Annotated in this window: 22 protein-coding genes and 2 pseudogenes; 8 read left to right on the top strand and 16 right to left on the bottom strand. The window is 49.9% G+C overall.

The window, feature by feature from the left end; genetic code table 11:
- Positions 1–47: 47 nt before the first annotated feature.
- From GN277_RS15025 to GN277_RS14995, 7 genes are all read right to left on the bottom strand, one after another.
- Complete coding sequence (locus GN277_RS15025; protein ID WP_159751726.1) at positions 48–1,724, bottom strand: recombinase family protein; 1,677 nt, start codon at positions 1,722–1,724, stop codon at positions 48–50.
- Between the two features lie 100 nt (positions 1,725–1,824).
- Positions 1,825–1,992: a transposon-encoded TnpW family protein gene (locus tag GN277_RS15020; RefSeq protein ID WP_029676856.1), complete on the bottom strand. Its 168-nt coding sequence runs from the start codon at positions 1,990–1,992 to the stop codon at positions 1,825–1,827.
- Positions 1,993–2,187: 195 nt separating this feature from the next.
- On the bottom strand, positions 2,188–2,334 hold the full coding sequence (locus tag GN277_RS29485) for a hypothetical protein (RefSeq protein WP_204162752.1): 147 nt from the start codon (positions 2,332–2,334) through the stop codon (positions 2,188–2,190).
- A 133-nt stretch (positions 2,335–2,467) separates the two neighbouring features.
- Positions 2,468–2,728 carry a helix-turn-helix domain-containing protein gene (locus GN277_RS15010; RefSeq protein ID WP_016289899.1) on the bottom strand — a complete coding sequence of 87 codons (261 nt, stop codon included), beginning with the start codon at positions 2,726–2,728 and terminating at the stop codon, positions 2,468–2,470.
- On the bottom strand, positions 2,709–3,149 hold the full coding sequence (locus tag GN277_RS15005; RefSeq protein ID WP_159751725.1) for an RNA polymerase sigma factor: 441 nt from the start codon (positions 3,147–3,149) through the stop codon (positions 2,709–2,711). The genes GN277_RS15010 and GN277_RS15005 overlap by 20 nt, the downstream gene beginning before the upstream one ends.
- Positions 3,150–3,640: 491 nt before the next feature.
- Entirely contained in the window at positions 3,641–3,814 is a 174-nt protein-coding gene (locus GN277_RS15000) for a cysteine-rich KTR domain-containing protein (RefSeq protein ID WP_159751724.1), read from the bottom strand.
- Positions 3,811–5,187 carry an MATE family efflux transporter gene (locus tag GN277_RS14995; RefSeq protein WP_159751723.1) on the bottom strand — a complete coding sequence of 459 codons (1,377 nt, stop codon included), beginning with the start codon at positions 5,185–5,187 and terminating at the stop codon, positions 3,811–3,813. The genes GN277_RS15000 and GN277_RS14995 overlap by 4 nt, the downstream gene beginning before the upstream one ends.
- Before the next feature lie 455 nt (positions 5,188–5,642).
- Here GN277_RS14995 and GN277_RS14990 point away from each other — a divergent pair, with 455 nt between their 5' ends.
- The 5 genes and pseudogenes from GN277_RS14990 (at position 5,643) to GN277_RS32425 (ending at position 9,316) form a co-directional block, all read left to right on the top strand.
- Positions 5,643–5,996, top strand: a complete 354-nt coding sequence (locus GN277_RS14990; RefSeq protein ID WP_159751722.1) for a helix-turn-helix transcriptional regulator — start codon at positions 5,643–5,645, stop codon at positions 5,994–5,996.
- A gap of 268 nt (positions 5,997–6,264) precedes the next feature.
- The gene (locus GN277_RS14985) at positions 6,265–6,594 is read left to right on the top strand and encodes a plasmid mobilization protein (RefSeq protein ID WP_004081247.1); all 330 of its coding nucleotides are present in this window, start codon (positions 6,265–6,267) and stop codon (positions 6,592–6,594) included.
- Positions 6,555–7,901, top strand: a complete 1,347-nt coding sequence (locus tag GN277_RS14980; RefSeq protein WP_159751721.1) for a relaxase/mobilization nuclease domain-containing protein — start codon at positions 6,555–6,557, stop codon at positions 7,899–7,901. The genes GN277_RS14985 and GN277_RS14980 overlap by 40 nt, the downstream gene beginning before the upstream one ends.
- A 186-nt stretch (positions 7,902–8,087) precedes the next feature.
- A pseudogene (locus GN277_RS32430) lies at positions 8,088–8,669 on the top strand (methyltransferase family protein).
- A gap of 23 nt (positions 8,670–8,692) precedes the next feature.
- The gene (locus tag GN277_RS32425; protein WP_159751720.1) at positions 8,693–9,316 is read left to right on the top strand and encodes a DUF3267 domain-containing protein; all 624 of its coding nucleotides are present in this window, start codon (positions 8,693–8,695) and stop codon (positions 9,314–9,316) included.
- 206 nt (positions 9,317–9,522) lie between these two features.
- Here the strand turns inward: GN277_RS32425 and GN277_RS14965 are convergent, their stop codons facing one another.
- From GN277_RS14965 to GN277_RS14925, 9 genes and pseudogenes are all read right to left on the bottom strand, one after another.
- Positions 9,523–9,888, bottom strand: a complete 366-nt coding sequence (locus tag GN277_RS14965; protein WP_025489053.1) for a cysteine-rich VLP domain-containing protein — start codon at positions 9,886–9,888, stop codon at positions 9,523–9,525.
- On the bottom strand, positions 9,885–10,091 hold the full coding sequence (locus GN277_RS14960; RefSeq protein ID WP_004853547.1) for a transposon-transfer assisting family protein: 207 nt from the start codon (positions 10,089–10,091) through the stop codon (positions 9,885–9,887). Before GN277_RS14960 ends, GN277_RS14965 begins: the two co-directional genes overlap by 4 nt.
- 2 nt (positions 10,092–10,093) lie before the next feature.
- Positions 10,094–11,049, bottom strand: a pseudogene (locus GN277_RS14955) (hypothetical protein).
- Positions 11,050–11,052: 3 nt separating this feature from the next.
- Positions 11,053–14,421 carry an antirestriction protein ArdA gene (locus GN277_RS14950; protein ID WP_159751719.1) on the bottom strand — a complete coding sequence of 1,123 codons (3,369 nt, stop codon included), beginning with the start codon at positions 14,419–14,421 and terminating at the stop codon, positions 11,053–11,055.
- A gap of 239 nt (positions 14,422–14,660) precedes the next feature.
- Positions 14,661–16,751, bottom strand: a complete 2,091-nt coding sequence (locus tag GN277_RS14945; protein WP_159751718.1) for a DNA topoisomerase 3 — start codon at positions 16,749–16,751, stop codon at positions 14,661–14,663.
- Positions 16,752–16,766: 15 nt separating this feature from the next.
- Positions 16,767–16,955 (bottom strand): hypothetical protein, encoded by a 189-nt coding sequence (locus tag GN277_RS14940; RefSeq protein ID WP_004607959.1) that lies wholly within the window; start codon positions 16,953–16,955, stop codon positions 16,767–16,769.
- Positions 16,952–17,665: a DUF4366 domain-containing protein gene (locus GN277_RS14935; RefSeq protein WP_159751717.1), complete on the bottom strand. Its 714-nt coding sequence runs from the start codon at positions 17,663–17,665 to the stop codon at positions 16,952–16,954. Before GN277_RS14935 ends, GN277_RS14940 begins: the two co-directional genes overlap by 4 nt.
- Positions 17,658–17,936, bottom strand: coding sequence for a DUF4315 family protein (locus GN277_RS14930; RefSeq protein ID WP_009003586.1), 279 nt, complete (start codon positions 17,934–17,936; stop codon positions 17,658–17,660). Before GN277_RS14930 ends, GN277_RS14935 begins: the two co-directional genes overlap by 8 nt.
- 38 nt (positions 17,937–17,974) lie before the next feature.
- Positions 17,975–20,044, bottom strand: coding sequence for a C40 family peptidase (locus tag GN277_RS14925; protein ID WP_159756802.1), 2,070 nt, complete (start codon positions 20,042–20,044; stop codon positions 17,975–17,977).
- A 159-nt stretch (positions 20,045–20,203) separates the two neighbouring features.
- Between GN277_RS14925 and GN277_RS30270 the strand changes: the two genes are divergently transcribed.
- Genes GN277_RS30270 through GN277_RS30260 form a run of 3 tightly spaced genes read left to right on the top strand, consistent with a single transcriptional unit; the run spans position 20,204 to position 21,353 of the window.
- Positions 20,204–20,446 (top strand): transposase, encoded by a 243-nt coding sequence (locus GN277_RS30270; protein ID WP_244324639.1) that lies wholly within the window; start codon positions 20,204–20,206, stop codon positions 20,444–20,446.
- Between the two features lie 15 nt (positions 20,447–20,461).
- Positions 20,462–21,133: an IS3 family transposase gene (locus GN277_RS30265; RefSeq protein WP_322101290.1), complete on the top strand. Its 672-nt coding sequence runs from the start codon at positions 20,462–20,464 to the stop codon at positions 21,131–21,133.
- A 31-nt stretch (positions 21,134–21,164) separates the two neighbouring features.
- The gene (locus GN277_RS30260) at positions 21,165–21,353 is read left to right on the top strand and encodes an IS3 family transposase (RefSeq protein ID WP_244324731.1); all 189 of its coding nucleotides are present in this window, start codon (positions 21,165–21,167) and stop codon (positions 21,351–21,353) included.
- Positions 21,354–21,370 lie beyond the last annotated feature (17 nt).

Below are 21,370 nucleotides of genomic sequence, written 5' to 3'. Positions count from 1 at the left end.
GATACCTTTTTTGCAGAGGGTGTTATCTTACCTCTTTTTGATGTATGTTAGATAGCATAACTCTTTACGTCGGCTCCTATCTGTCTGAAATAGGAGATACTTTCGGTAGGCTTGTCGCCTGTATCAACTCTGCCGACAAAGCTATAAAAGATTTCGATTTTGCGGGTGTTCGTTTCCTTATCCAGTTCGTGGATAAGAATACGGTCAATAAATTCATGGACGTTTTCGTAGGTCAGTTCGGTAATGGCAGTGTACTTGCGTACCAGTGCGACAAACCTTTTCACGTCCGCGCTGCGCTCGGTGGCGTTGTCGATTTCCTGTGACAGCTCTGCAATCCTCCGGGTCAGCGTCTTTTTTTCTTCGTCGTAGCCGGAAGTCAGAAAAGCAAATTGTTCATCTGAAAGTTTCCCTAAAGCGTTGTCCTCGTAGAGCTTGCGGAATAAGATATTCAGCTCGCTAACCCGGCTCTGCGCCTTATCAAGCTCTTTCCGTTGCTGTGTCAGCGTCTTTTGTACTGCCTTTGCGCTGCACTCGTTGGCGGTCTGAATAAATTCCTGTTCATGCTCTTTCACATAAGACGTTATGCGCTGCAAGTCTGCAAGGACAAGTTCTTTTAATACGCTTTTGCGGATATAATGCGTAGTGCAGAGCATATCATTTCTTGCCCGGTTGCGGTAGTTGCCGCAAGTGTAGGCGTGCTTTCGCTCAAGCGTCCCGGCTCCGCGTACCGCATACATTTTGTAGCCGCAGTCCCCGCAAAAGAGCAGCCCGGAAAACAGGTCAATTTCATCAACCTTTGTCGGGCGGTGCCGGGTGGCAATCCGCTTCTGTGCAAGTTCAAAGGTTTCTTCATCAATCAAAGGCTCGTGAGTGTTGGGGAAGAAATACCGTTTTTCCTCCGGGTTCTTTTTCGTCTTTTTCGACTTATAAGATACCTTGTAGGTTTTCCCGGTTATGGTATGCCCTAAATACTCTTTCCTTGTCAGAATGTCGTACAGCGTCTTGTCCGGCCAGTTGTACCATGCGTTGAGCTGTGGGCGGGGGTGGCGTTTGCTCCCTGTCCTGCGGTAGCGCAGTTCCCCGACGGTCAATATCTCATTGTCCCGCAGCCAGTTCTGGATTTCACACATACGGTCGCCCCGTACATACATTGCAAAAATCTGTTTTACAACGTGCGCCGTTTCCGGGTCGGGTATCAGATGATTGCGGTTATCCGGGTCGATAAGGTAGCCGTAAGGGGCTTCGCCGTTGACGCGCTCGCCTTTCTGCGCCTTTGCCTGTTTGACTGCCCGGATTTTCTTTGAAGTGTCGCGGGCGTAAAACTCGTTGAACCAGTTCCGCAGAGGGGTAAACTCGTTATCTTCCCTTGCGGTGTCTACACCGTCGTTAATGGCAATGTAGCGCACTTCATATTCGGGAAAGACAATCTCTATCAGCTCCCCGGTTTTCAGATAATTACGTCCCAGACGGGAAAGGTCTTTTGTTATGACGGTCGCTACGTTCCCGGCTTCAACCTCATGCAGCATGGCTTGAAGCCCCTCACGCTCAAAGCTCACGCCGGAAAATCCGTCGTCTACGAAAAAGCGCGTGTTGAAAAAGTGGTGTTCGTCAGCGTACTTCTGTAAAATCAGCTTTTGGTTCTGTATGCTCTCGCTTTCCCCGGCTTGCATATCTTCCTGGCTCAATCTGCAATATAAAGCGGTAATCTTGTCTGTCTGTAACATTTTGTCCTCCTTTCCGACGACAGACAAGCATGGTATTTGTACTGTTTATATTATACCACATACCGCTGCCTGTGTCATGTATAAAATGTGAAGAAACGCCCTATTTCCGGGCGTTTGCGGGGTTCAGCTCCATGTCTTTGCGTATGAGCTTCTTTATCTTTTTATCCAGTGTGTCCGTCGCGTGTTCACTTGCGGACGAACATACAAGGTAAGTAACTTTCCCTATTTTATGCTCCGTTGTGGTAACGGGCGTTTGGTTTTGCGTCAAAGAAAATCCCCCTTTCTTTCGCAAATATAATACAGTCTATGAATAGCAGCAAGTCCACTATTCAATAAAACAAAGGCTTTAATCGGACGGTTATTAGCATAACCTCATGGGAATTTCACCCCGGCATGGTTCTCATGCCGCCCTACCCATTGCCTGCGACGCTCTTAACGCTCGGACTGTGGCTGTAAGGAAGTATCATTGTATATTCTGCGCTGTCGTCGCCCGCAAGCCGCTACACTTGCTTTCCGGCGCGGTGTTGGTCGCTCGGCTGTCCGGGCGGGGTAATCCCTCCCGGATAGCGTCATGGCGCACCCGCTGTATGGCTCGGCGCAAAAGGAACATATCCGATTTGCCCTATGCTGCGCCGCCGTTATCTTGCGCCGCTTTCTTTTTCAAGGTTCAAAATGGCTGTGCTGCCCGCGTCAGCAGCGGAACGGAAAAGGGGGTGAGAATGAAAGCGTCCCGCCGCTGCGGTTTATTCCTCTGTCCTAAAGGTGAGGACAGCCATCATCAGTTTTGCTTGCAGCCGTTCCCGAATGTCGTGGTCTACGCCGAAATAGACGTTCCCGCGCTCGTCGTACAGCTTCCGCATGGAGAGGCGGGCTATGTAGCCGCTGAAATGCTGCAAGACAATCTTCATAGCGTCCGGGTCGCCCTTTGTCGCTGCCACAATGACAGGATAGGGAACAAGGGCATTTTCCGGGTAGCCGGGTTCGTTACCATTCGTCCCATTCATCAGCATTTTCCTCCAGATATTTTCTTAGCAGCTCAAAAGAGCTTGTCCGCCTGTACTGTATCGTGCTTCTCGACGTATTGAACAGCTCCGCAATCTCGGTGTCGTTCATTCCCTCGAAATAGTACAGGAGTACGGCTTTGCGCTTTTCTTCCGGCAAAGTACGGATTGCTTCAAGAAGCAGCTTCGGCGTGATTTTCTTCCCGGCTTTCTCAAAGACGGTTTCGGCGGTTTCCCGTTTGAAATATTCATCAAAGGTATGAAGCTGCCGCGCTTCGTCTAAGGGCAAATCGGAAAAGGTGACTTCCCTTGCCTTATGCCTGTGTAGCTCCCTGTGAGCGTCACACGCTTCATTGTGCAGCACCGTATTACAAAACTTCTGAAAAGCACACTGTTTGTAAAACTCCCTGCTATTAGGTTCCACATTCTCACCTCCTTTCTCGTTGGAAAGTTGGTGGTGCTTCCCCCTTTTCGCGGGGCAATACGGCGTTTTTGAAAAACGCCGAAGATTTTTTGAAATTTCTTCAAAAAATTTTTTGAGCAGCAAAATACGCCTGTCCGAAAAAATCGGATAGGCGTATAGGTATTGTAAACAGTATTCAGGTGATTAGACAGTTCATATTCAAGGGTAGAGAGATTCCCGGCGGTGGACGGGCTTTTTTTGATAAGTTACCGTTAAACGGCGAATAGAAAATAGTAAAGGGCATGGCGATACCTCCTTGATACCGCCAGCTCCTGTTCAAAAAAGAAAAGGCGGTTCTGATTTCTCAAAACCGCCGTTTCTTAAAAAAGGCGTGACAAAATATCTGCGTTACGACGGTTTTTTTCTTTTGCCGTCGTGCGGCAGTTTGATTTTATTATTAAAAAAAGAGCCGATAACCGTAGCTCAATGTCTACATGTTATCGGCTCTGCGTCTAAGCGTCTGGCTCTTTGATAACGTATATATTGCTCAATTTTACGTTAATTAAAATTTCCTGTTTGCATTTAGGACAGTAAAGAGGAAACTTTTTAAGTTCTGTATCTTCGCGTATTTTGATACGGGTTTTATTGTGACATATGGGGCATAGCAACCATTCCATATGTTTCATGGCTGCACCCCCTTATCTATACAAGGTATTAGTTTTTTCTTTTCCCATGCTTTATTTTTGAAATACAGTAAACCAACTATTGCAGGTAATATCGGAGAAATTGCTTGCCCGATATATACGCCAGAAAATCCCATATCAACCACAAAAGTTAACAACCAACCTACAGGAAGTCGGACAAATACTGCGTCCAAAAGAGCGTTTATCATAGCGATATTTGCTGAACCAATACCAATAGCGAAAGAATCGAATGTATACATAATTGCATAAATCAGACTGTTAATTCCACAACATATCCTTAGATACAATATTCCATCTTTAATGACTTCTGAACTTTCTGGCTCAAATAATGTGATGATTTGCTTCGCAAATAATTGTACGGTTACAATTACGATAAAAGTAATAACCACATTCAAAAGCAGTCCGATTTTTGTTGTCTTTTTTACGCGCTCTATATCATTTGAACCCATATTTTGTCCTGCCATAGCAGTTACAGCCTGTCCGATTGCCCAACAAGGCATACCGGCAAATGTATTGATTTTAAGTCCAACACCAGATGCAGCGGCAACTGATACACCAAAATTGTTGAGCATACCTGTAATCACAAGATAAGAAATATTGACGACTACCATTTGAATAGCGGTAGGCAAACCAACTTTTAGAATAACTAACAATTTATCCGATTTTATAATAAAGTGCTTTGGCTTAAAATCAAAGATAAAGTGTGTCCTTTTTAAGTGAATAATTGAAACCATAAGAGAAATTGCCTGTGCAAATATCGTAGCATAAGCTGCACCCGCAGTTCCCATGCCAAGCAGCCCTACTAAAATCAAGTCCAGAACAATATTTACAATCGTTGCAATCGTTATGAAGTAAAGTGGACTTTTAGAATCTCCAAAACCTTTCATAATAGAGCATATAGCGTTAAACCCAAATACAAATATAGTGCCGTAGCAAATGATTTTCATATATTCGCAGGCTTCTTGCATGGAAGCCATAGGAACATTCAGAACATGAAAAAGGGGATTATACACACACAATCCTATTATTGTAACTATAAGTGAAGCAACAAAGGATATTACACATAATGTCCCTGCAGTTTCGACTTGTGCCTGTTTGTCATCAGCTCCTTTATATTGTGCAATTAAAACAGTACCGCCCATAGTAACGCCGATACAAATAGAATTGATAATAAAACTTATCATTGACGCATTGCTAATCGCGGCAAGTCCTGTTTCGCCGACAACATTTCCAACAACAAGCATATCAACAACACTGTAAAAGGACTGCAGCAAGTTTGCTAACAGTAAAGGAAGCGCAAACATAATGAGCTTTTTGGGTACACTTCCTATTGCCAAGTTTTGTTCTTTTTTCATTTTGTCAAAATCCTTTCTTTAACGCAAAAAAGCAGAGGGAAACACGATAAAGTGCGCCCTCTGCTCAAAAAAACAATCGTCATAAACAAAAGGCAGCAGACAAAACATTGCCAACTGCCTAAACATCAAAATTAACTATGAACACACGAACAAAACTCCAAACTATCAATAGCCAGAGCAAGCCTAAACGTAAATGTTCCTGTGTTCTTTAGGCTCCGTACAATGCTTTGAAATTTCAAATTGTGCGGAGCTATATTCAATACAAAACTTCCCGAATAACACTGTACTCACCCTTTCTTAGAAATTTGTCCTTATTATAAACGCTCTAAGGGTGTTTGTCAATGATGTAGTTAGGTGGGTAGTTGGAATTATGCTCTATTTTGGCTAATAATAGGTACTGTGTAGACATATTCAGATAAAAAGAGGAATTGTAAAATGTAACAGGGTGAATAATTATGGCAAAAAGACCAGTACCAAAATACGACTTCAAGGCTTTTGGGGCAGCGATAAAGGCGGCGCGGACAGGGCGCAAGGAGAGCCGTAAGAAAGTGAGCGACGAAATGTTTATCTCGCCGCGCTACCTTGCGAACATTGAGAACAAGGGGCAGCACCCAAGTTTGCAGATATTCTTTGAGCTTATGCTCCGCTACAATATCTCCGTAGACCAGTTCCTTTTGGAAACGCCGCCAGAGAAGAACACGCAGCGGCGGCAGCTTGACGCGCTCCTTGACGGTATGAGCGATACAGGCATACGGATTGTGACCGCAACGGCAAAAGAGATTTCCGAAGTCGAAAAAGAGGGCGGATAGGAATGTCCGGCTTAAAACTGAACAGGATTTAGAAAGCGTTGTAATCTTTTTTGAGATTGCGGCGTTTTTCTTTTGCGGAAGTTTGGCAAAATAGCTTTTTCTCCGTAGTAGGGGATAAGAGCCTAAAAGATAAAAACATTCGTAGCAAGCATAGGAAGCGGGTACCCACTTCCGTATTTTCCCCCTCCCGCGCTGCGGTGCGTCGGTTGAAAATGGCTTGTTGGGAAGTGTCCCAAACCCTCAGAATGGAAAGGAAAGGAGCGAAGCAATGGACGGACGGAAAAGGACGGTACAAATCAAATTCAGAGTGACGGAAGCGGAACGGGATTTAATACTGGAAAAAATGAAGCTCGTACCCACCCGGAACATGGCGGCATATCTGCGGAAGATTGCCATTGACGGGTACATCATTCAGATAGACCACAGCGACATTAAGGCAATGACCGCAGAGATACAGAAAATCGGGGTCAACGTCAACCAGATAGCACGCCGCGTAAACGCGACGGGGAACGCATACCAAGAGGACATAGAGGAAATAAAGGGGGTGCTTGCGGAAATATGGCGGTTACAAAGATTAAGCCTGTTAAAAGCACTCTAAGCAAAGCCCTTGACTATATCGAAAACCCGGACAAGACGGACGGAAAAATGCTTGTGTCCTCTTTCGGCTGCTCCTATGAAACGGCAGATATTGAGTTTGAATATACATTGTCCCAAGCACTCCAAAAGGGGAACAATTTAGCCTTTCATCTGATACAGTCCTTTGAGCCGGGGGAAGTCGATTATCAGAAAGCCCATGAAATCGGAAAGCAGCTTGCCGACGCGGTAACAAAGGGGCAGCATGAATATGTACTCACGACGCACATTGACAAAGGACACGTCCATAACCATATCATTTTTTGCGCGGTGAATTTTGTAGACCACCATAAATACAATTCCAACAAAAGGAGCTATTACGGCATACGGAACATGAGCGACAAGCTGTGCCGGGAGAATGGCTTGTCCGTCGTCGTCCCCGGCAAGGGCAGCAAGGGAAAGAGCTATGCGGAGTACCAGGCAGAAAAGACGGGTACAAGTTGGAAAGGCAAGCTGAAAACCGCCCTTGACGCGCTTATCCCCCAAGTTTCCAGTTTTGAGGAATTGCTAACGCGGTTACAGGCGGCGGGCTATGAGATAAAGCCGGGGAAATATGTGTCATGCCGCGCCCCCGGACAGGAACGCTTCACACGCCTTAAAACCCTCGGCGCAGACTATACAGAGGAAGCTATAAGGGAACGGATAGCGGGCAGACGGGCAAAAGCGGCGAAAGCTCCCAGAGAACAGCGCGGCGTGTCGCTGCTTATCGACATTGAGAACAGTATCAAGGCGGCGCAGAGTAAGGGCTATGAACAGTGGGCGAAAATCCACAATCTGAAACAGGCAGCTAAAACCATGAATTTCTTGACGGAACACAAGATTGAACAGTACGCGGATTTAGTCAGCCGGATTGAGGAAATGTCAGCGGAAAGCGGACAGGCGGCAGACGCATTGAAGAACGCGGAAAAGCGGCTTGCGGACATGGCGGTGCTTATCAAGAATGTTTCCACCTACCAAAAGACAAAGCCCGTCTATGACGCATACCGCAAGGCAAGGAACAGGGAGAAGTACCGCGCCGGACAGGAACAGGCGATTATCCTACATGAAGCCGCCGCAAGGTCGCTGAAAGCGGCGGGCATTGCAAAGCTCCCGAACCTCGCCGCGCTGCAATCGGAATATGAAGCCCTCCAAGCGCAGAAAGAAGCCCTTTACGCCGACTATGGGAAGCTGAAAAAGAAAGTCCGGGAATATGATATTATCAAGCAGAACATTGACAGCATTTTACAGACAGAGAAACAGCCAGCACGGGAACAGCAGACAGAGCGCGGATAATGCTTAAACTATAAATGAGAAAATCCGAAAGTTGTACAAATAGGAAAACAAGTTCGATTGATTTTTGTGCATATTATGATTTTGCTCATTTATAGTCCTAAAGATATTGAATTTAGAACTTAGAAATCATATAATAAGAACTGTAAATTCATAATTAGGCAAATCGGAATTTGGAGGAGGAAAAGAATGGAATTTAAGCTGATTTCCATAGCAAGCATGATTGCTTTTTATGGATGTTATTTTTTAAAAATGTTTCATCAAAAAAGCAAGGAATACAAACAGACCAAATTGGAAAGGACAAAATCGGTTTTGTAAAATTTGTGGAAATCACAATGAAGATTGCGGCTATTCTTGTCTTTATAGCGGGACTTGTCAGTATTTTCCTTGAAACGGGGCATAGTCTTACTGCTATTCGAGTTATGGGCGCAATAATAAGTGTTGGAGGAACGGTTATATTTATTGTTGCAGTATGGACTATGCGGGACAGTTGGCGGGCGGGAGTATCCAAAACCGATAAAACAGAACTTATAACAAACGGTATTTACCATATCAGCCGTAATCCCGCCTTTCTGGGATTTGACCTTTTGTATATTGGTACACTATTAATGTTTTTTAACTGGATTTTGTGCTTCTTAACTGTATTTGCGGTCACTATGTACCATTTGCAGATTGTCAACGTCGAGGAAGATTTTTTACTTGCTACATTTGGAAATGAATATTTGAAATATAAGAAAAAAAGTTTGCCGTTATATTGGCAGAAGAAGATAAAGTCAAATTTGGAGGAATTATCTATGGCTGACGATAAAAGAAAATTAACAGAAAAAGAATTGAAACGTAAAAATGACTTTGAAAAAATAAGCTCTGAAATGCAACAAAAAGGATATAAAATGAAAAATGTGGTTATCAATACGCAAAAGGCAAAGTATTTAGCTCTTTTAGTCATGTTTCCGTTTATGGCTTTAACATTTTGGCTCTACAATAAGGTGAATGGTTTTAATTTAGATGGTATTTCCTGGGGATATGCTGTGGCGTTGCCTCTGCTTATTTTATGCCTGATTATCGTGCATGAGCTGATACATGGAATTACCTGGGGGATTTTTGCAAAAAATCATTTTCATGCGATTGATTTCGGAATCGTTTGGAGTACATTATCTCCATATTGCACTTGCTTCGAACCATTGAAAAAATGGCAATATCTGTTAGGAACGGCTATGCCTACATTGGTTTTAGGAGGCGGGGGTGCAGCGGCTGCGGTGATGACAAATCAGTTACTGCTGTTTTTTGCGGCAGAATACATGATTTTATCAGGTGGCGGAGATTTTCAACTTATACTGAGAAGTATATTAACTGATAAGCGAGAAAGTTTGTATTGCGCCCATCCTTACGAATGTGGTTTTGTTGTTTTTGAGAAATAGGAACGAATACTACAAATTCACACTTGTAGGACAAAAGAAAATCGGGACGCGGCAGCTATCAGATAGCCACCGCGCCCCGGTTTTTTATGGGTGCAGAGATTGGATTGTTACGCAATAGGACGGCATTTTCGGGGATAAAGGTATAAAGTATCGCCTGTCTAATTTTCCCGCCCGGAAAGCCCTGTAAATCAAGGGATTTTCCGCGCCTACTGCGTAACAGGGGCGCGTCTTTTCCTCATGCGCTCGGCGGCCTGCCTGCGAGTGATACGTTTCCGGCAGTCGGGGCAGTATTTGACGCTGTTAGAGCTTGACGCAAAGAACGCGCCGCACTCGGTACACTTCTTCCTGTCCCCGGTCTGGTAAAGCTCCGCATAGAGCAGCTTGTCGGCGGGAAGCACCGCAACCCGGAACCACTTGCAGAGAAGCGAATAGGAAATGAGCTGCGGACATACGCACTCGTCCCCGTCGTCCAGTAAGATACAGTTCCCGTTATCGCAGTTGCAGCACGTCCGGCGCACAAGCGCATTTACTTTCCGGCTCTGGGGCGGTGTCAGCCGCTTAATCCCACTCATGCTTCATCAGCGGCGTAAATGGGAAGCACCGCAAACTCCGCTTCGCCCATGCGCTCCACTTTGGCAAGGGTACGGGCTGCAAAGTCCCGCATTTCCCCGTCCATAAAGGGCAGCGCGGCGTTCATGGCGACGATAAGCCCCTGTCGGCTCCCGGTCTTGTAAATGCTCAAAAGGTTTGTTTCCTCTACGGTCAGTTTTGTCATGTTCACACCTCCAAATCGTGATTTTTTGTTTTCGCCGCCGCCTTTTTCGGGGCGGTCTTTGCTTTGTCCGTTTTAATCTGCGCCCGGATAGAGGGGCGGGGCTTCCTTATCTCCCTGTCCCGGTTCTCCCCCTTGTCAATCAGCGCATACATCCCATGTCTGCCCTCGATTTTGGAAAAGGAAAGTGTCTTGTAGGGCAGCATGGAGAAAAGGCGGTCAGTGTCCTTTGTGGCTGCAAGCCGCATGAACGCCGGGGAAAGCTCTGCCATGAAATGGGTCTTGTTCGGGCTGTTCGGCTCGTAATGCCGCTTCATTTCCCGCACAATGCGCCGCGCTTCCGTTTCAATCAGCCCGTCCCGCAAGGCTGTGATATGCGCCTTGAAGTCCCCCGGTGAAAGCTGCTCCCGGCTGCGCCGTTCTTCCTGTAAGAGCGATTGCAGCGCGTCCGGGTCGTTGGGTAGGGCTTCAAAGCGTTCAAACTTCCCAAGCTGCGGGTCTGGGTTGCCGTTGAAGAACCGTCCGGCGGGTATCTCCCTTTCCCCTCGCTCATAAATCAGCTTCACCGTATCGGCGGGCAGCTCCTTTTCCTTGACGCGCTCATAATGTTTAGAGTAGTCCAGTTCGTACAGATTGCCCTTGATTTTCCCGCGCTCCTTTCCCGTCAGCTCGATTGCATAGGCAAGAACGCGGTCGCTTGTCTGCTCCATGTAGAAACGCCATGTGTTGTGGGGCGCGGTGTCTTTGAGGAAAACGTCGCGCTCCCGGAAACAGTGCGTCCCGGACGGGCGGCAGAACCACAAAAAGGGTCTTGTCCTCCCTGTGGGGGGCTTGCCGCCGCCTTTGCGATAATCTCTTTGTCAATGTCTAAGTCGCTCTGGTAAAAGCCTGTGTTCTGCTTCATAATCGCTTCAAGGGAAGCGAACAAATCCACGTTTTCAAATTTGCTCTGTTCCGGCATGGGTCAGCTCCTTTCCAAGTCCTGTGACTTCTGCTTTGCGTTTTTCTTCTGTGCCTTTTCCTTGTCGGCTCTAAGCTGCGCCCGGATAGAGGGCTTCTTTTCCGGCTTCGCTCCCTTGCCGCGCTCCTTGTCGGCTTTGACAGCGTTAGCCAGGTCAACAAGGGAAATCTGCTCGCCCGCCTTTACCTTTGCTTCCAGTTCGTCAACGGTGGGGGTGTTGTTGATGATACCGTCAATCATGTTCCCGTTCTGCTCTGTGGTCTGCTCGGCGGTTTTCAAGGGATTGTCCCGCTGCGCCTGTTCTGCGGCAACGGCAAACGCCCGCGTCCCATTCCCCATAATCAGATACTTTCCGTCGTCCGACTGGTGGTGAAAGCCATATCCGGCGGCTTCTATCTGCTCCCGGCTCATGGCGGTTACATGGAAAGTCCCTCTCGGTGTTTTGACAGTTTCGCCCGTTTCCAAGTCGTCCGGGGTAAGCTGCTTTTGCTCCTGTAAAAACTCCGGCACTTCCCGGAAACCTACACTGTCAACGAAATGCGCCGCGTCCTGTCCGTCCTGATGAAGCACTACCACGTCCGAAACGGAAAGGCTGTGTCCCTTAAAATCTTTGGGGTGGTCGATATTGAAACGGGTGTAAATATCTTCAAGGGAAGTTTCCGGCGCAAGGGGCGCGGAATAGACAAGCTCATAGTTCGCCCTGTCAACCACATTCCCCGCCGCCTGCAGGCGGTCGTAAGGCTCAAAGCGGAAATCCCTTGTTTCGTCCCCGCCTTTTATCTGGTAAATGGAAAAGGTGTCTTTGTCCTGTCCGGCGGTCTGCGCCGTTTCCTGTGCCTTTGCGTAAAGCTGCTTTACGTCGCCCTCGGTCAGCTCGCCGCTTTTGAGCTGCCCCATAAGCTCGCGGCATTTCTCCGGCGTTCCCGTATAAAGCACGTCGCCCATTTTCGCCCGCCCGTTCTCCTGTGTCACATAGGCTTGCAAGAGGTAGCTGTTTTCCCGGCTGTCGCTGTAAGGGTTCCGGCGCACCTTGTAAATCGTTTCCGGGGTAAAGGCTTCTTTCGGGGCGGCACCCGCCTTTTCCTGTGCGCCGGATTTTCCCGGTGCGGCTGCTTCCGGCTTCTCTTTCCCGGCTGTATCTGCCTTTGCCGGGGCTTCCGGCTGCGGCTGCTCCGGCGGGGCTGCCTGTTCCTCTCTGGTGGGCTGCTCCTGTCCGGCGGTCTGCTCCTTGTCCTGTGCCTTTTGCAGCTCCGCAAGATTTTCGTCTATTGAATTGATAATCTCGGCGGCTGCGCTGCGTATCGTTTCAAGGGAGCTTTTCAGCTCGGACAATTCCCGCCCGCTACTCCACCCGGCGACATAGCCGAAAGAGTAGTCCGACGTGTCAAGCCCGTAATGTTGGCAGACGGTATAGGCGACGCTTTCCGCTTCGACTTCGCGGGTGCGGCGGTCAATGTGGGGCTGCTGCTCGTCCTTTGGCGCGTTGAGGTCAATGTCGTGCAGCTTCGCATGGGCGATTTCGTGAATGGCGGTCTTTAAGGTCTGCAATTCGCTCATGCCCTCGTTGATAGCAATGCGCTTGTCCTCCAAGTGGTAGTAGCCATGAGAGCCGCCCTCGATATTCTCAAAGGCGATAGGAACGGGGGAAGTCTTTTCAAGGGCTGCGAAAAAATCCTTGTAGCGGTCAACGTCGCCCGGCAGCTCGTCAATGGCAATGTCCGGCAGCTCCTTTCCCTCGGTCTGGGAAACGTCAAAGACGGATACCACCTTGTAGGCGGGTATGGTGACTTCCTTTTCCTCGGTGACGGGCTTCCCGTCCTTGCCGATTATGGGCTTCTGCGTGTGCGGGTCGATTTTCTGCATTTCCTGTTTGATTTTATAGGGCGACGGGGCAATGATTTTAATTCCCTTTTGCCCTTTCATCACGTTTCGCTCAAAGTTGTTCTTCCAAGCGGAAAAGCCCGCCACAAGGGAAGCGTCCGGCTTCTGCATGGCGATAAGGACGGTGTTTCGGAAGCTGTAATTATGGAATTTTGACATGACTTTCAGATATTCCTTGTAACGCTCGCTGTCAAAGAGTTCCGCAATACCCTGTTCCAGACGGTCGGTAATCTCTTTTAATTTCTCGGCGGGCTTCTCGCTCGTCAGCACGATAGGGATAACCGGGCGCGGCTCCTGTGGCTGCTCTGCGGTCTGTGCGGTTCTCTGTCCCGGTGTGGCTGCGTCAAAATCTGCTTTTTGCGGGTCGGGGCGTGACCGCTGCGGGGGCTGCGGCGTTACCCGGTATTCCTGTGGCACGTCGCGCCCGTCGTACCATTCTGTAAAGGTGTTGCGGTTGTTGTAGATATAGCCCTTTTCGGTAAACATACCGTCGTCGTTAATGGAAGCGTCCCGCCCGTATTCCTCATACATGAAATACTTTTTCGCTTCTTCGGGAAGCTCCGGTTCTTCCAGTTCGTCAACCAGATAACGCCCGTATTCTTCTTCATTGTGGACGGACGGATAAATCCAGTAGCAGTCAAGGTTCTGTGCAAGGTTGATGATGTCCTGTAAGCTGTCGGCATGGTCGCCGTATTCAATGGCTGCAATGAATTTCTCCCGGTCGTCGTCAAACTGCATTTCCAAGAGCTTCCCTAAATAGTTCAGCTCGTCGGGGTGGGAATACTCGCTTAAATGTTCCGTCAAGCCGGGGATAGGGGATTGAAATTCTGTGAAATGCCATTCCTCATAGTGCTTGAAGTCAATCCCGATACGGTCAAAGACTTCTTTCAGATGTTCGGCAGTCGTGGGGAACGTCACCCATTCGCCCGCGGGTCTGCCCTCGGTGTACTTCCCAAGATTGGAAAGATAGCCGCTTAAAATCGGTTCTGCCATTTGTCTGCTCCTTTCTTCGTTCATCATGCGGTGCATAAGCTCGTAATCTTCGTAGCTCTGTCTACCGTCAAATACATAGGGGTCAAAATCCTCTCCGTCCCGGTAGGGCTTTTCGGAAAAGGGAAGCCCCGCTTCATGGGCGGCTGCCCTCGCTTCCTCGATAACCTCCGGGGGAAGCCTGTCGTCATGCGCCCCGATAAAACCGTCAATGTCGTTCATGCTGTTTTCGTAGTGGTAGCGCACTCCGGCGGTCAGCTCGTCAAGGCTCATGTCCTCGCCTAAATGCCCGCAATAGTAGCCGTTTAGGATAACGGCGGCGGGGTCGGTGCTTTTGATTTCCTCTAACCGGCTCCTGTCCTCCGGGTAGAGCGTATCGTCCATATCAAGATGAAAATATTCCGCGTTCCATGAACGCCCCTGTTTCCAGAACGCCACCCATGCGATACCGTCCCTAAGCTCGTCTTGATAGTCCTTTACGGTGTCCCGTAAACTTGCCATAGTGAAAAACCTCCTTTCTCTGCGGCAGCGTCATAAGCTGCATTTTTTGGCTGCATGGTCTACTACGGGTACGCCCGCATTTCTGCCAAATATTTTTGAAAATTTTTAGAGGGTGAAGCCCTCCGCAAAAGAGGGTTTGGGAAACTTCCCAACAAGCAAAATCCCCGTCCGGCGCGTCAGCGTCGCAACGGGGATTTACGGAAGTGGGTACCCGCTTCCTATGCTTGCTATTCAAGTTTTTAGTTCTTCTGCACTTCGATACGGTAGTTGACGTATTTCCCGCCAGTGTCAGCCAGAACGATAGTTCCGTCGTAGGTCTTGCCTGTTTTCGGGGAGTAGAGCTTCTTCACATTCGCCTTGCCGGATTTAAGGAGCGCGGCGGCAATCTTCGCGGAAAAAGCGGTCTTGCGTTCCTCGAAAAAGCGGTCGTTCTTCCACATGACAAAGGCACATTCTTTGTTGCTGCAATAATAGTTTTTCTTCCCCTCATGGACGGGGGAACCGCAACGGGGGCATTTGCCGACAGAGGGCTTTTCCTCCCGGAACAAATCCTTTTTCCCGTCCAGTGCTGCGGCGTGTGTCTGCACAAGCTCCCGCGTCATAGCTTCAATGCCGGACAGAAATTCGCCGGGGTCTGCGGCTCCCTTTGCTATCTGCGTCAGATTGTTTTCCCATTCTGCGGTAAGCTGCGGGGAAGTGAGCATATCCGGCAGCACTGATATAAGGGCGGCTCCGTTCTGCGTGGGGATAAGCTGCTTCCCCTTGCGCTCTGCAAAGCCGCCCTTTACCAGTTTTTCAATGACGGCGGCGCGGGTGGCGGGAGTGCCAAGCCCCCGGCGTTCCGCGTCCGGGTCGGTGTCCCCGTTCCCGGCTCGCTCCATAGCAGAGAGAAGCGACGCTTCGCTGTGGGGCTTCGGCGGCGTTGTGGTATGCTCCGTTACCTTTACGGCGGGGTTAGGAAAGCCCTGTCCCTCGGAAAGCTCCGGCAGCGTCACGCCCTCATTTTCCCCGTCCTCTGGGTCGGGTTTATCTTTCAGCGTCGCCCGGTATCTGTGTTCAATCTCTTTCCACCCGTCAGAAAGCACCGTCTTTCCCCGCGCCGTAAACTCCGTATCAGCGCATGAGAAAACCGCCGTAACCGCTTCATAAATATGCGGCTCGGCGGTGGCAAAAAGCAGACGCGCCCCCGCAAGGGTAAGGATATTTTTCTCGCTTTCCGGCAGCGCGTCCGGGTCAGCCTTTGCAAGCTCCATAGTGGGAATGATTGCGTGGTGGTCTGATACTTTTTTACTGTCTAATACCTTTGCAACCTCCGGCGTGAAGTCCGCGCCCGCCATAAAGGGGAGCTTTTCGCAGAGCAGCGTGATAATGTCCGCTGCGGTGCCGCCCATGTCGTCAGTAAGAAAGCTGCTGTCCGTCCTCGGATAGGTAAGCAGTCTTTTTTCATAAAGGGATTGTGCAAGGTCAAGGGTCTGCTTCGCGGTGTAGCCGAAAATGCGGTTCGCTTCCCGCTGCAAAGAGGTAAGGTCAAAGAGCTTCGGCGGGGCTGCGGTTTTCTTCTCTCTGGTGAGGGAAACGCATACCGCCGTTTGTGTTTCGCAAGCCCCTTTCAGCGCGGCGGCTTCTGCCTTGTCTGAAATCCTTTCGCTTGCCGCTTCCGCGCCGGATAAATCAAGGCGCACATGATAATATTTTTCTTTCTGGAAATGGGAGATAGCCGCGTCCCGGTCGGTAAGCATTTTTAAGGTCGGGGTCTGGACGCGCCCCACGTTCAAAGTCTTTCCATACAGGCAGGAGAAAAGCCGGGTGGCGTTAATGCCGATAAGCCAGTCAGCCTTTGCGCGGCAGAGGGCAGACGCAAAGAGCGCGTCATAGTCCCGCCCGTCTTTGAGGGAAGCAAAGCCCGCCTTGATTGCCCCGTCCTCCATTGAGGAAATCCACAAGCGGCGCATGGGCTTCTTGCAGCCCGCCGCTTCGTAGACAAAGCGGAAAATCAATTCACCCTCGCGCCCCGCGTCACACGCATTTACCACTTCGGAAACGTCGGCGCGGTGCATAAGCTCTTTTAGGGTTTTGAATTGCTTCCCCTTGTCCGGGTCAACGGCGTACTGCCATTCCTCCGGCAGAATGGGTAAGCTGTCAAGCTGCCATTTCCTGTATTGTTCCCCGTAGGCGGCAGCTTCCGCAAGCTGTACCAAATGCCCGACGCACCATGAAATGAGGTAGCCGCCGCCCTTGATATATCCGTCTTTCTTTTCCTTAACGCCAAGCGCGGCGGCGATAGTCTGCGCCACGCTCGGCTTTTCTGCAATCACAAGTCTAAGTGCCATGAAAAAATCCTCCTTTCAGCGTTCCGGCTCACTTGCCTTTTTCTCCTGTACCTGTTTCAGACAGTAGCCCACACAAGGGAGCTGCCCTTTGTACGGACAGGAAGCGCAAGCCGGGGAATGGGGAACGGGCGGCGCATTGTCACGCCGCCCGCCCGGTCTTTGTATCATCATCTTTTCAAAGGGATTGTCGGTAAACAGGGTCATGCTTCCTCGTCCTCCTGTTCTTCATCAGAAAGCCCGTCCCCCTCGTCCGGCTCGTCCTCGTCGTAGTCGTCAAAATCGAAATCTTCAAGGTCGGTGCCGCCCTTGACGTTTTGCTTCGGCTTCATAAACTTAAAATAATAGAACGCGCCCCCGCCGCCAAGAAGTGCCACGACAAGGAAAAGCACAAGCCCGCCCGCATTGCCTTTTTCTTTGGGCTGCTCCGGCGGTTCTTCGGTTTCCGGCTCCGCTTCCTTGCCGCTGCAAGCGGTCATGTTCTCCTTGCAGACGGGGCAGCTCACATTTACTTTCCCGGCTTCGCATTTCTCGGTGCAACTGCAAACGGCGGGCGGGGCTGCTTCGGTGCTTCCGTCCTCCATAAGTGCTAAGAGGTCGGCTTCGTCTACTTGATTAAGGAAATGTACAGTATTCTCGCCCTCGTCGTCCCGGTCAATGAGGATATAAAAGTAATTGCCGTTTTTGGTCGTTACGGTGATAAGCTGCTTGTTGCCGCCGAAATCGTCTACAAGGGTCGCGTTCCCGTCCGGGGTAAGGGGTTCTTCCCTTTCGGGTTCCTCGTAGACAACGCCGCTGTCGTCGGTGTCGTCCTGTCCCTCCGGGGTCTGTGCAAAGGCGGTGACGGAAAAGCCGCCCATACAGATAAATGTGGTAAGCAGCACAAAAAAGCTGCGGATAAATTTGCTCTTATTCATTCTCGGTGTCCTCCATTTCTTCGTTGTCATGGTCTGCGGGTTCTGCGGGGTAGCCCGGCGCGGCTTCCATGCCCGGAATACCGCCCCCGGAAAGCATAGCGGAAAGCTCATGCGGGGAAAGGCGCATGGAGCGCACAAGCTGTACGATTTGCAGGTTTTCCGCTTCGGTTTTCTGCGCTTCAAGCCCCCTTAATTTATTCTGGTACTCGGTGATTTTCTCGCGGGTCTTTGCAATCTCCTTGTCGATACGTTCAATTTTGTTCATAGCCATCAATAAATTTCTCCTTTCAGATTTTCATTTTTTTGTTGTCAGTTCCAATTCATTAAGCCGTAGCCCTTGATACAGCCATAATTGACGGGGTAGCTCTTTATCTTGCAGGCGTCGCCGGAATTGCCCTCGACGGTATAGACGCGCTCCCCGTCCGTCCCGATAACAAGCCCTACATGGTCTGCGCTCCCGTCCCCGTCCCAGTCGAAAAAGATAGCGTCGCCGGGGGCGATATTCTCATAGCCCCTCGCGCCCCATTGCCCGCGTGACTGGAACCAGGGTACGCCCTGTGACTGGCACCCGGCAAAGCGCGGCTCGCTTTTCCCGGCTTGATTGTAGCACCATGAAACAAAACAGGCGCACCATTCCACGCGGCTGTTAAATCCGTACCAGCTCCAAAAGGGTCGCCCTCCCACGTTGCCGACTTGCCGCTTCGCAAGGTCTACAACGGCGGTGTTGCCGGGGCGTGTGCCGTTTACAAGCTGTACGCCGCTTAAATCCTCGGACGCGCCCATATCGGGGGAGCCGCCGCCGAAAATCAGCGGTTTGTTGCCGCTTGTTTCCAGATAGACGCGGTACATTTCAAGCTGCTGTGGCGTTAGAAGTTCCTCCGCAATCTCGGAAATGGGCTTGTTCGTCAGCTTCACGTTGAGGATATGGTATTCGTAGGGTACTTCCTCGGTGGTCGTTTCCCCTGTTTCCGGGTCGGTGCTTGTTTCTGTGCGGTAGCGGATTTCCGTTTCTTCCGTCAGCGTCAAGGTGTACTGCATGGCAAAGACGCGGTTTAGTTCTGCCTGTGCGCTCTGCGGGGTGTAGGTCTGTAAAAGGGCGGTGAGGTAGGACGCTAATTCGTGAGGGTTATGCCCGATACTGTCAAGGTCATAGCGGTATTCGTCATAGCCGGGGTGGGTGCTTTCGATATTGTCAATCTGCTGCTGAAGCTCGTTTTCCTTTGCGGCGTAATTGTTCTCCGTCGCCACAAGGTCGCTGTCCTCCGACGTGTAGGAAGTCCCAAGTATGCCGTTCATCAAGCCGGAGAACATGGAACCGCAAGAGGAAAGCCCCGCCGATACCATGATGAATAAGAGCAGCGCGGCAACGGCGATACATACGCCCGCCGGGTGCCGCCCTACAAAAGCGATTGCCTTTTTTGTTTCCTCGGCGGTCTTTTTTGCCGCCTTGCGGGTGTTCTCTGCGGCTTTCTGCGCCGTTTTTGCGCCGCCTTTCCTTGCCGCCTTTGCATACTGCCGCTTGATTTGCTGCTTCTGCATGAAGCGGGAAAGGGGATTGCCCGCAATCTGCGGGTTATCGTGCAGGGCTTTGTGGTACTGGAAATCCACATTCGCCTTGAACGCCGCTTTCTCTGCCTTTGCCGCCGCCCGGTAGGGTTTGAGCTTGTGGCTGCGGTAGCCCTCCCGGATTTTCCGCGCCCCGTACTTTGCGCCGCGCTCTGCCAGTTCTTCGGATTTGTGCGCCCCCTCAACGCCGGAATTGTCCTTTTCAACGGAATGTATCTTGTTGTGGACGAAAATACCCGCTTCCTGTGCGGGGCGGGATAGCGGGTTGCTGTGGGGTTTTTCTTTTCCTATGGGCTTTTCCCGTTCCTCAAAATGTAGGCGGGTCTTGCCTTTCCCGGTGGCTTCGTCAAAGGTGCGCTCCCGTACAAGTTTCTTTTCTTTTGGGATAGCTGCCTTTGCCGCGTCCAGACGGTCGGCGGCTTTGTCCGATTTTCGGATATACCTTTCAAGCTCCGGCGTTGCCCGTTCCTCGTCGGTAAACTGCAAGCGGGAAGATTTTTCTTTTGCTGTGGCTTCTGCCTGTGCTTTCCTCGCCGCCTTTTTGCTCGCCTTTCTGGTACGCGTCCCGTCGATACGCTCCAAGACGCGCTCGGCTGCTGCGGTGTCCTGTTCCCGTTCTGCCCCCGGCGCATGGGGAAGCGGCGGCGCGTCGGCTGTGGGCGCGGGAGCTGCGCCGCCCGGTAGGGTCTGCGCTGCCTGTTCCGGCTGCGGCGGGGCTTCGGTCTTTGCAAAGTCCGCGTCCCTTATCCGCTTGCTGATACGTTTCTTTTTCCCGGTGGCGGCGTTTACCTCGACAGCCCCCTCGCGGGTCATTTTCAGCATGGTCTTGTCACTGGATTTATACTGTTTCATGGTCTGCCACCTCCTTTTCCCAGACGCACCATTCCGAACATTGGTGTTAGTATATAAGTGTGGACAGGAAAAGTTGAACAACCTATACTATCAAGTGAAAAAGCAAAGGAGATGTTTTACATGGCGAAAAACCAGAAATCTTACACTCCGGAATTCAAGCAGCAGATCGTGGATCTGTATAATGCCGGAGGAACCTCGTATCCGCAACTGGAGCGTGAATATGGCGTAAATCGAAGCACACTCAGCAACTGGGTAAAACAGCTCTCCCCATCAAAGTATCCGGGGAGGAGACGGTCACCCTTAAGGAGTATAAGGCTCTCCAGAAAGAAATCCAACGCCTTAAGATTGAGAATGAAATATTAAAAAAGCGACCGCCATATTCGCGAAAGAACAATAGCCGAGATTGTTTCCTTTATCCAGAACAACTTAACCCGCTACTGTGTATCTCAGCTTTGCAGCGCTCTGAAATTCCCAAGGAGTACCTATTACAAGGCTCTGGTTTGTGTACCCTCAAATAAGCAGAAGGCATATGCGGAATTCGGCAGGAAAGTGAAACAGGCATATGATGACTCAAAACAAAGGTATGGGGCTGTCAAAATATGCCGTGTGCTGAATGATAATGGTACACCTTGCAGCGTCAAGAGGGTGCAGAGGCATATGGCAGAGCAGGGACTGCGCTCTATCGTAGTAAAGAAGTACAATCATCATGCCAACCATGGCAGCATCCCGGAGGATAAGAAAAATATCCTGAGGCGTGATTTTGGGACGGAGACCATCAACCAGAAATGGTGTACGGATATCACTTACATCCATGTACAGAAAGAAGGATGGACCTATCTGGCTTCTGTCATGGATCTGTGCAGCCGAAAGATTATAGGGTATGCCTATGGCACATCTATGACGGCGGAACTGGCGGTTAAAGCGGTAGAAAACGCATGCCTGAATGTCAGGGATACCGAGGGGATCATCCTTCATAGTGATCTTGGAAGTCAGTATACGAGCCAGGCATTTGAAGACTGCCTGGGCAGTAAAGGAATCCTGTTCATTTAGTCGTAAGGGAAATCCATACGATAATGCCTGTATGGAATCTTTCCATTCCGTACTGAAAAAGGAAGAAATCTATCTTCATACTTACCAGGATTTAAGGGAAGCTCGCAGAGCAATCTTTAAATACATAGAGGGCTGGTATAACCGTAAACGGATCCATAGCTCTATCGGTTATCTGACACCACAGCAAAAGGAGGATGAGGAACTCAAAAAAGCAGCATAATCTTTCAACTTTTTTTG

The organism is Sporofaciens musculi (assembly GCF_009830285.1).
Classification (GTDB): domain Bacteria; phylum Bacillota; class Clostridia; order Lachnospirales; family Lachnospiraceae; genus Sporofaciens; species Sporofaciens musculi.
Note: the sequence above shows the minus strand (reverse complement) of the source record. Positions and strands in the feature narration are given on the sequence as shown.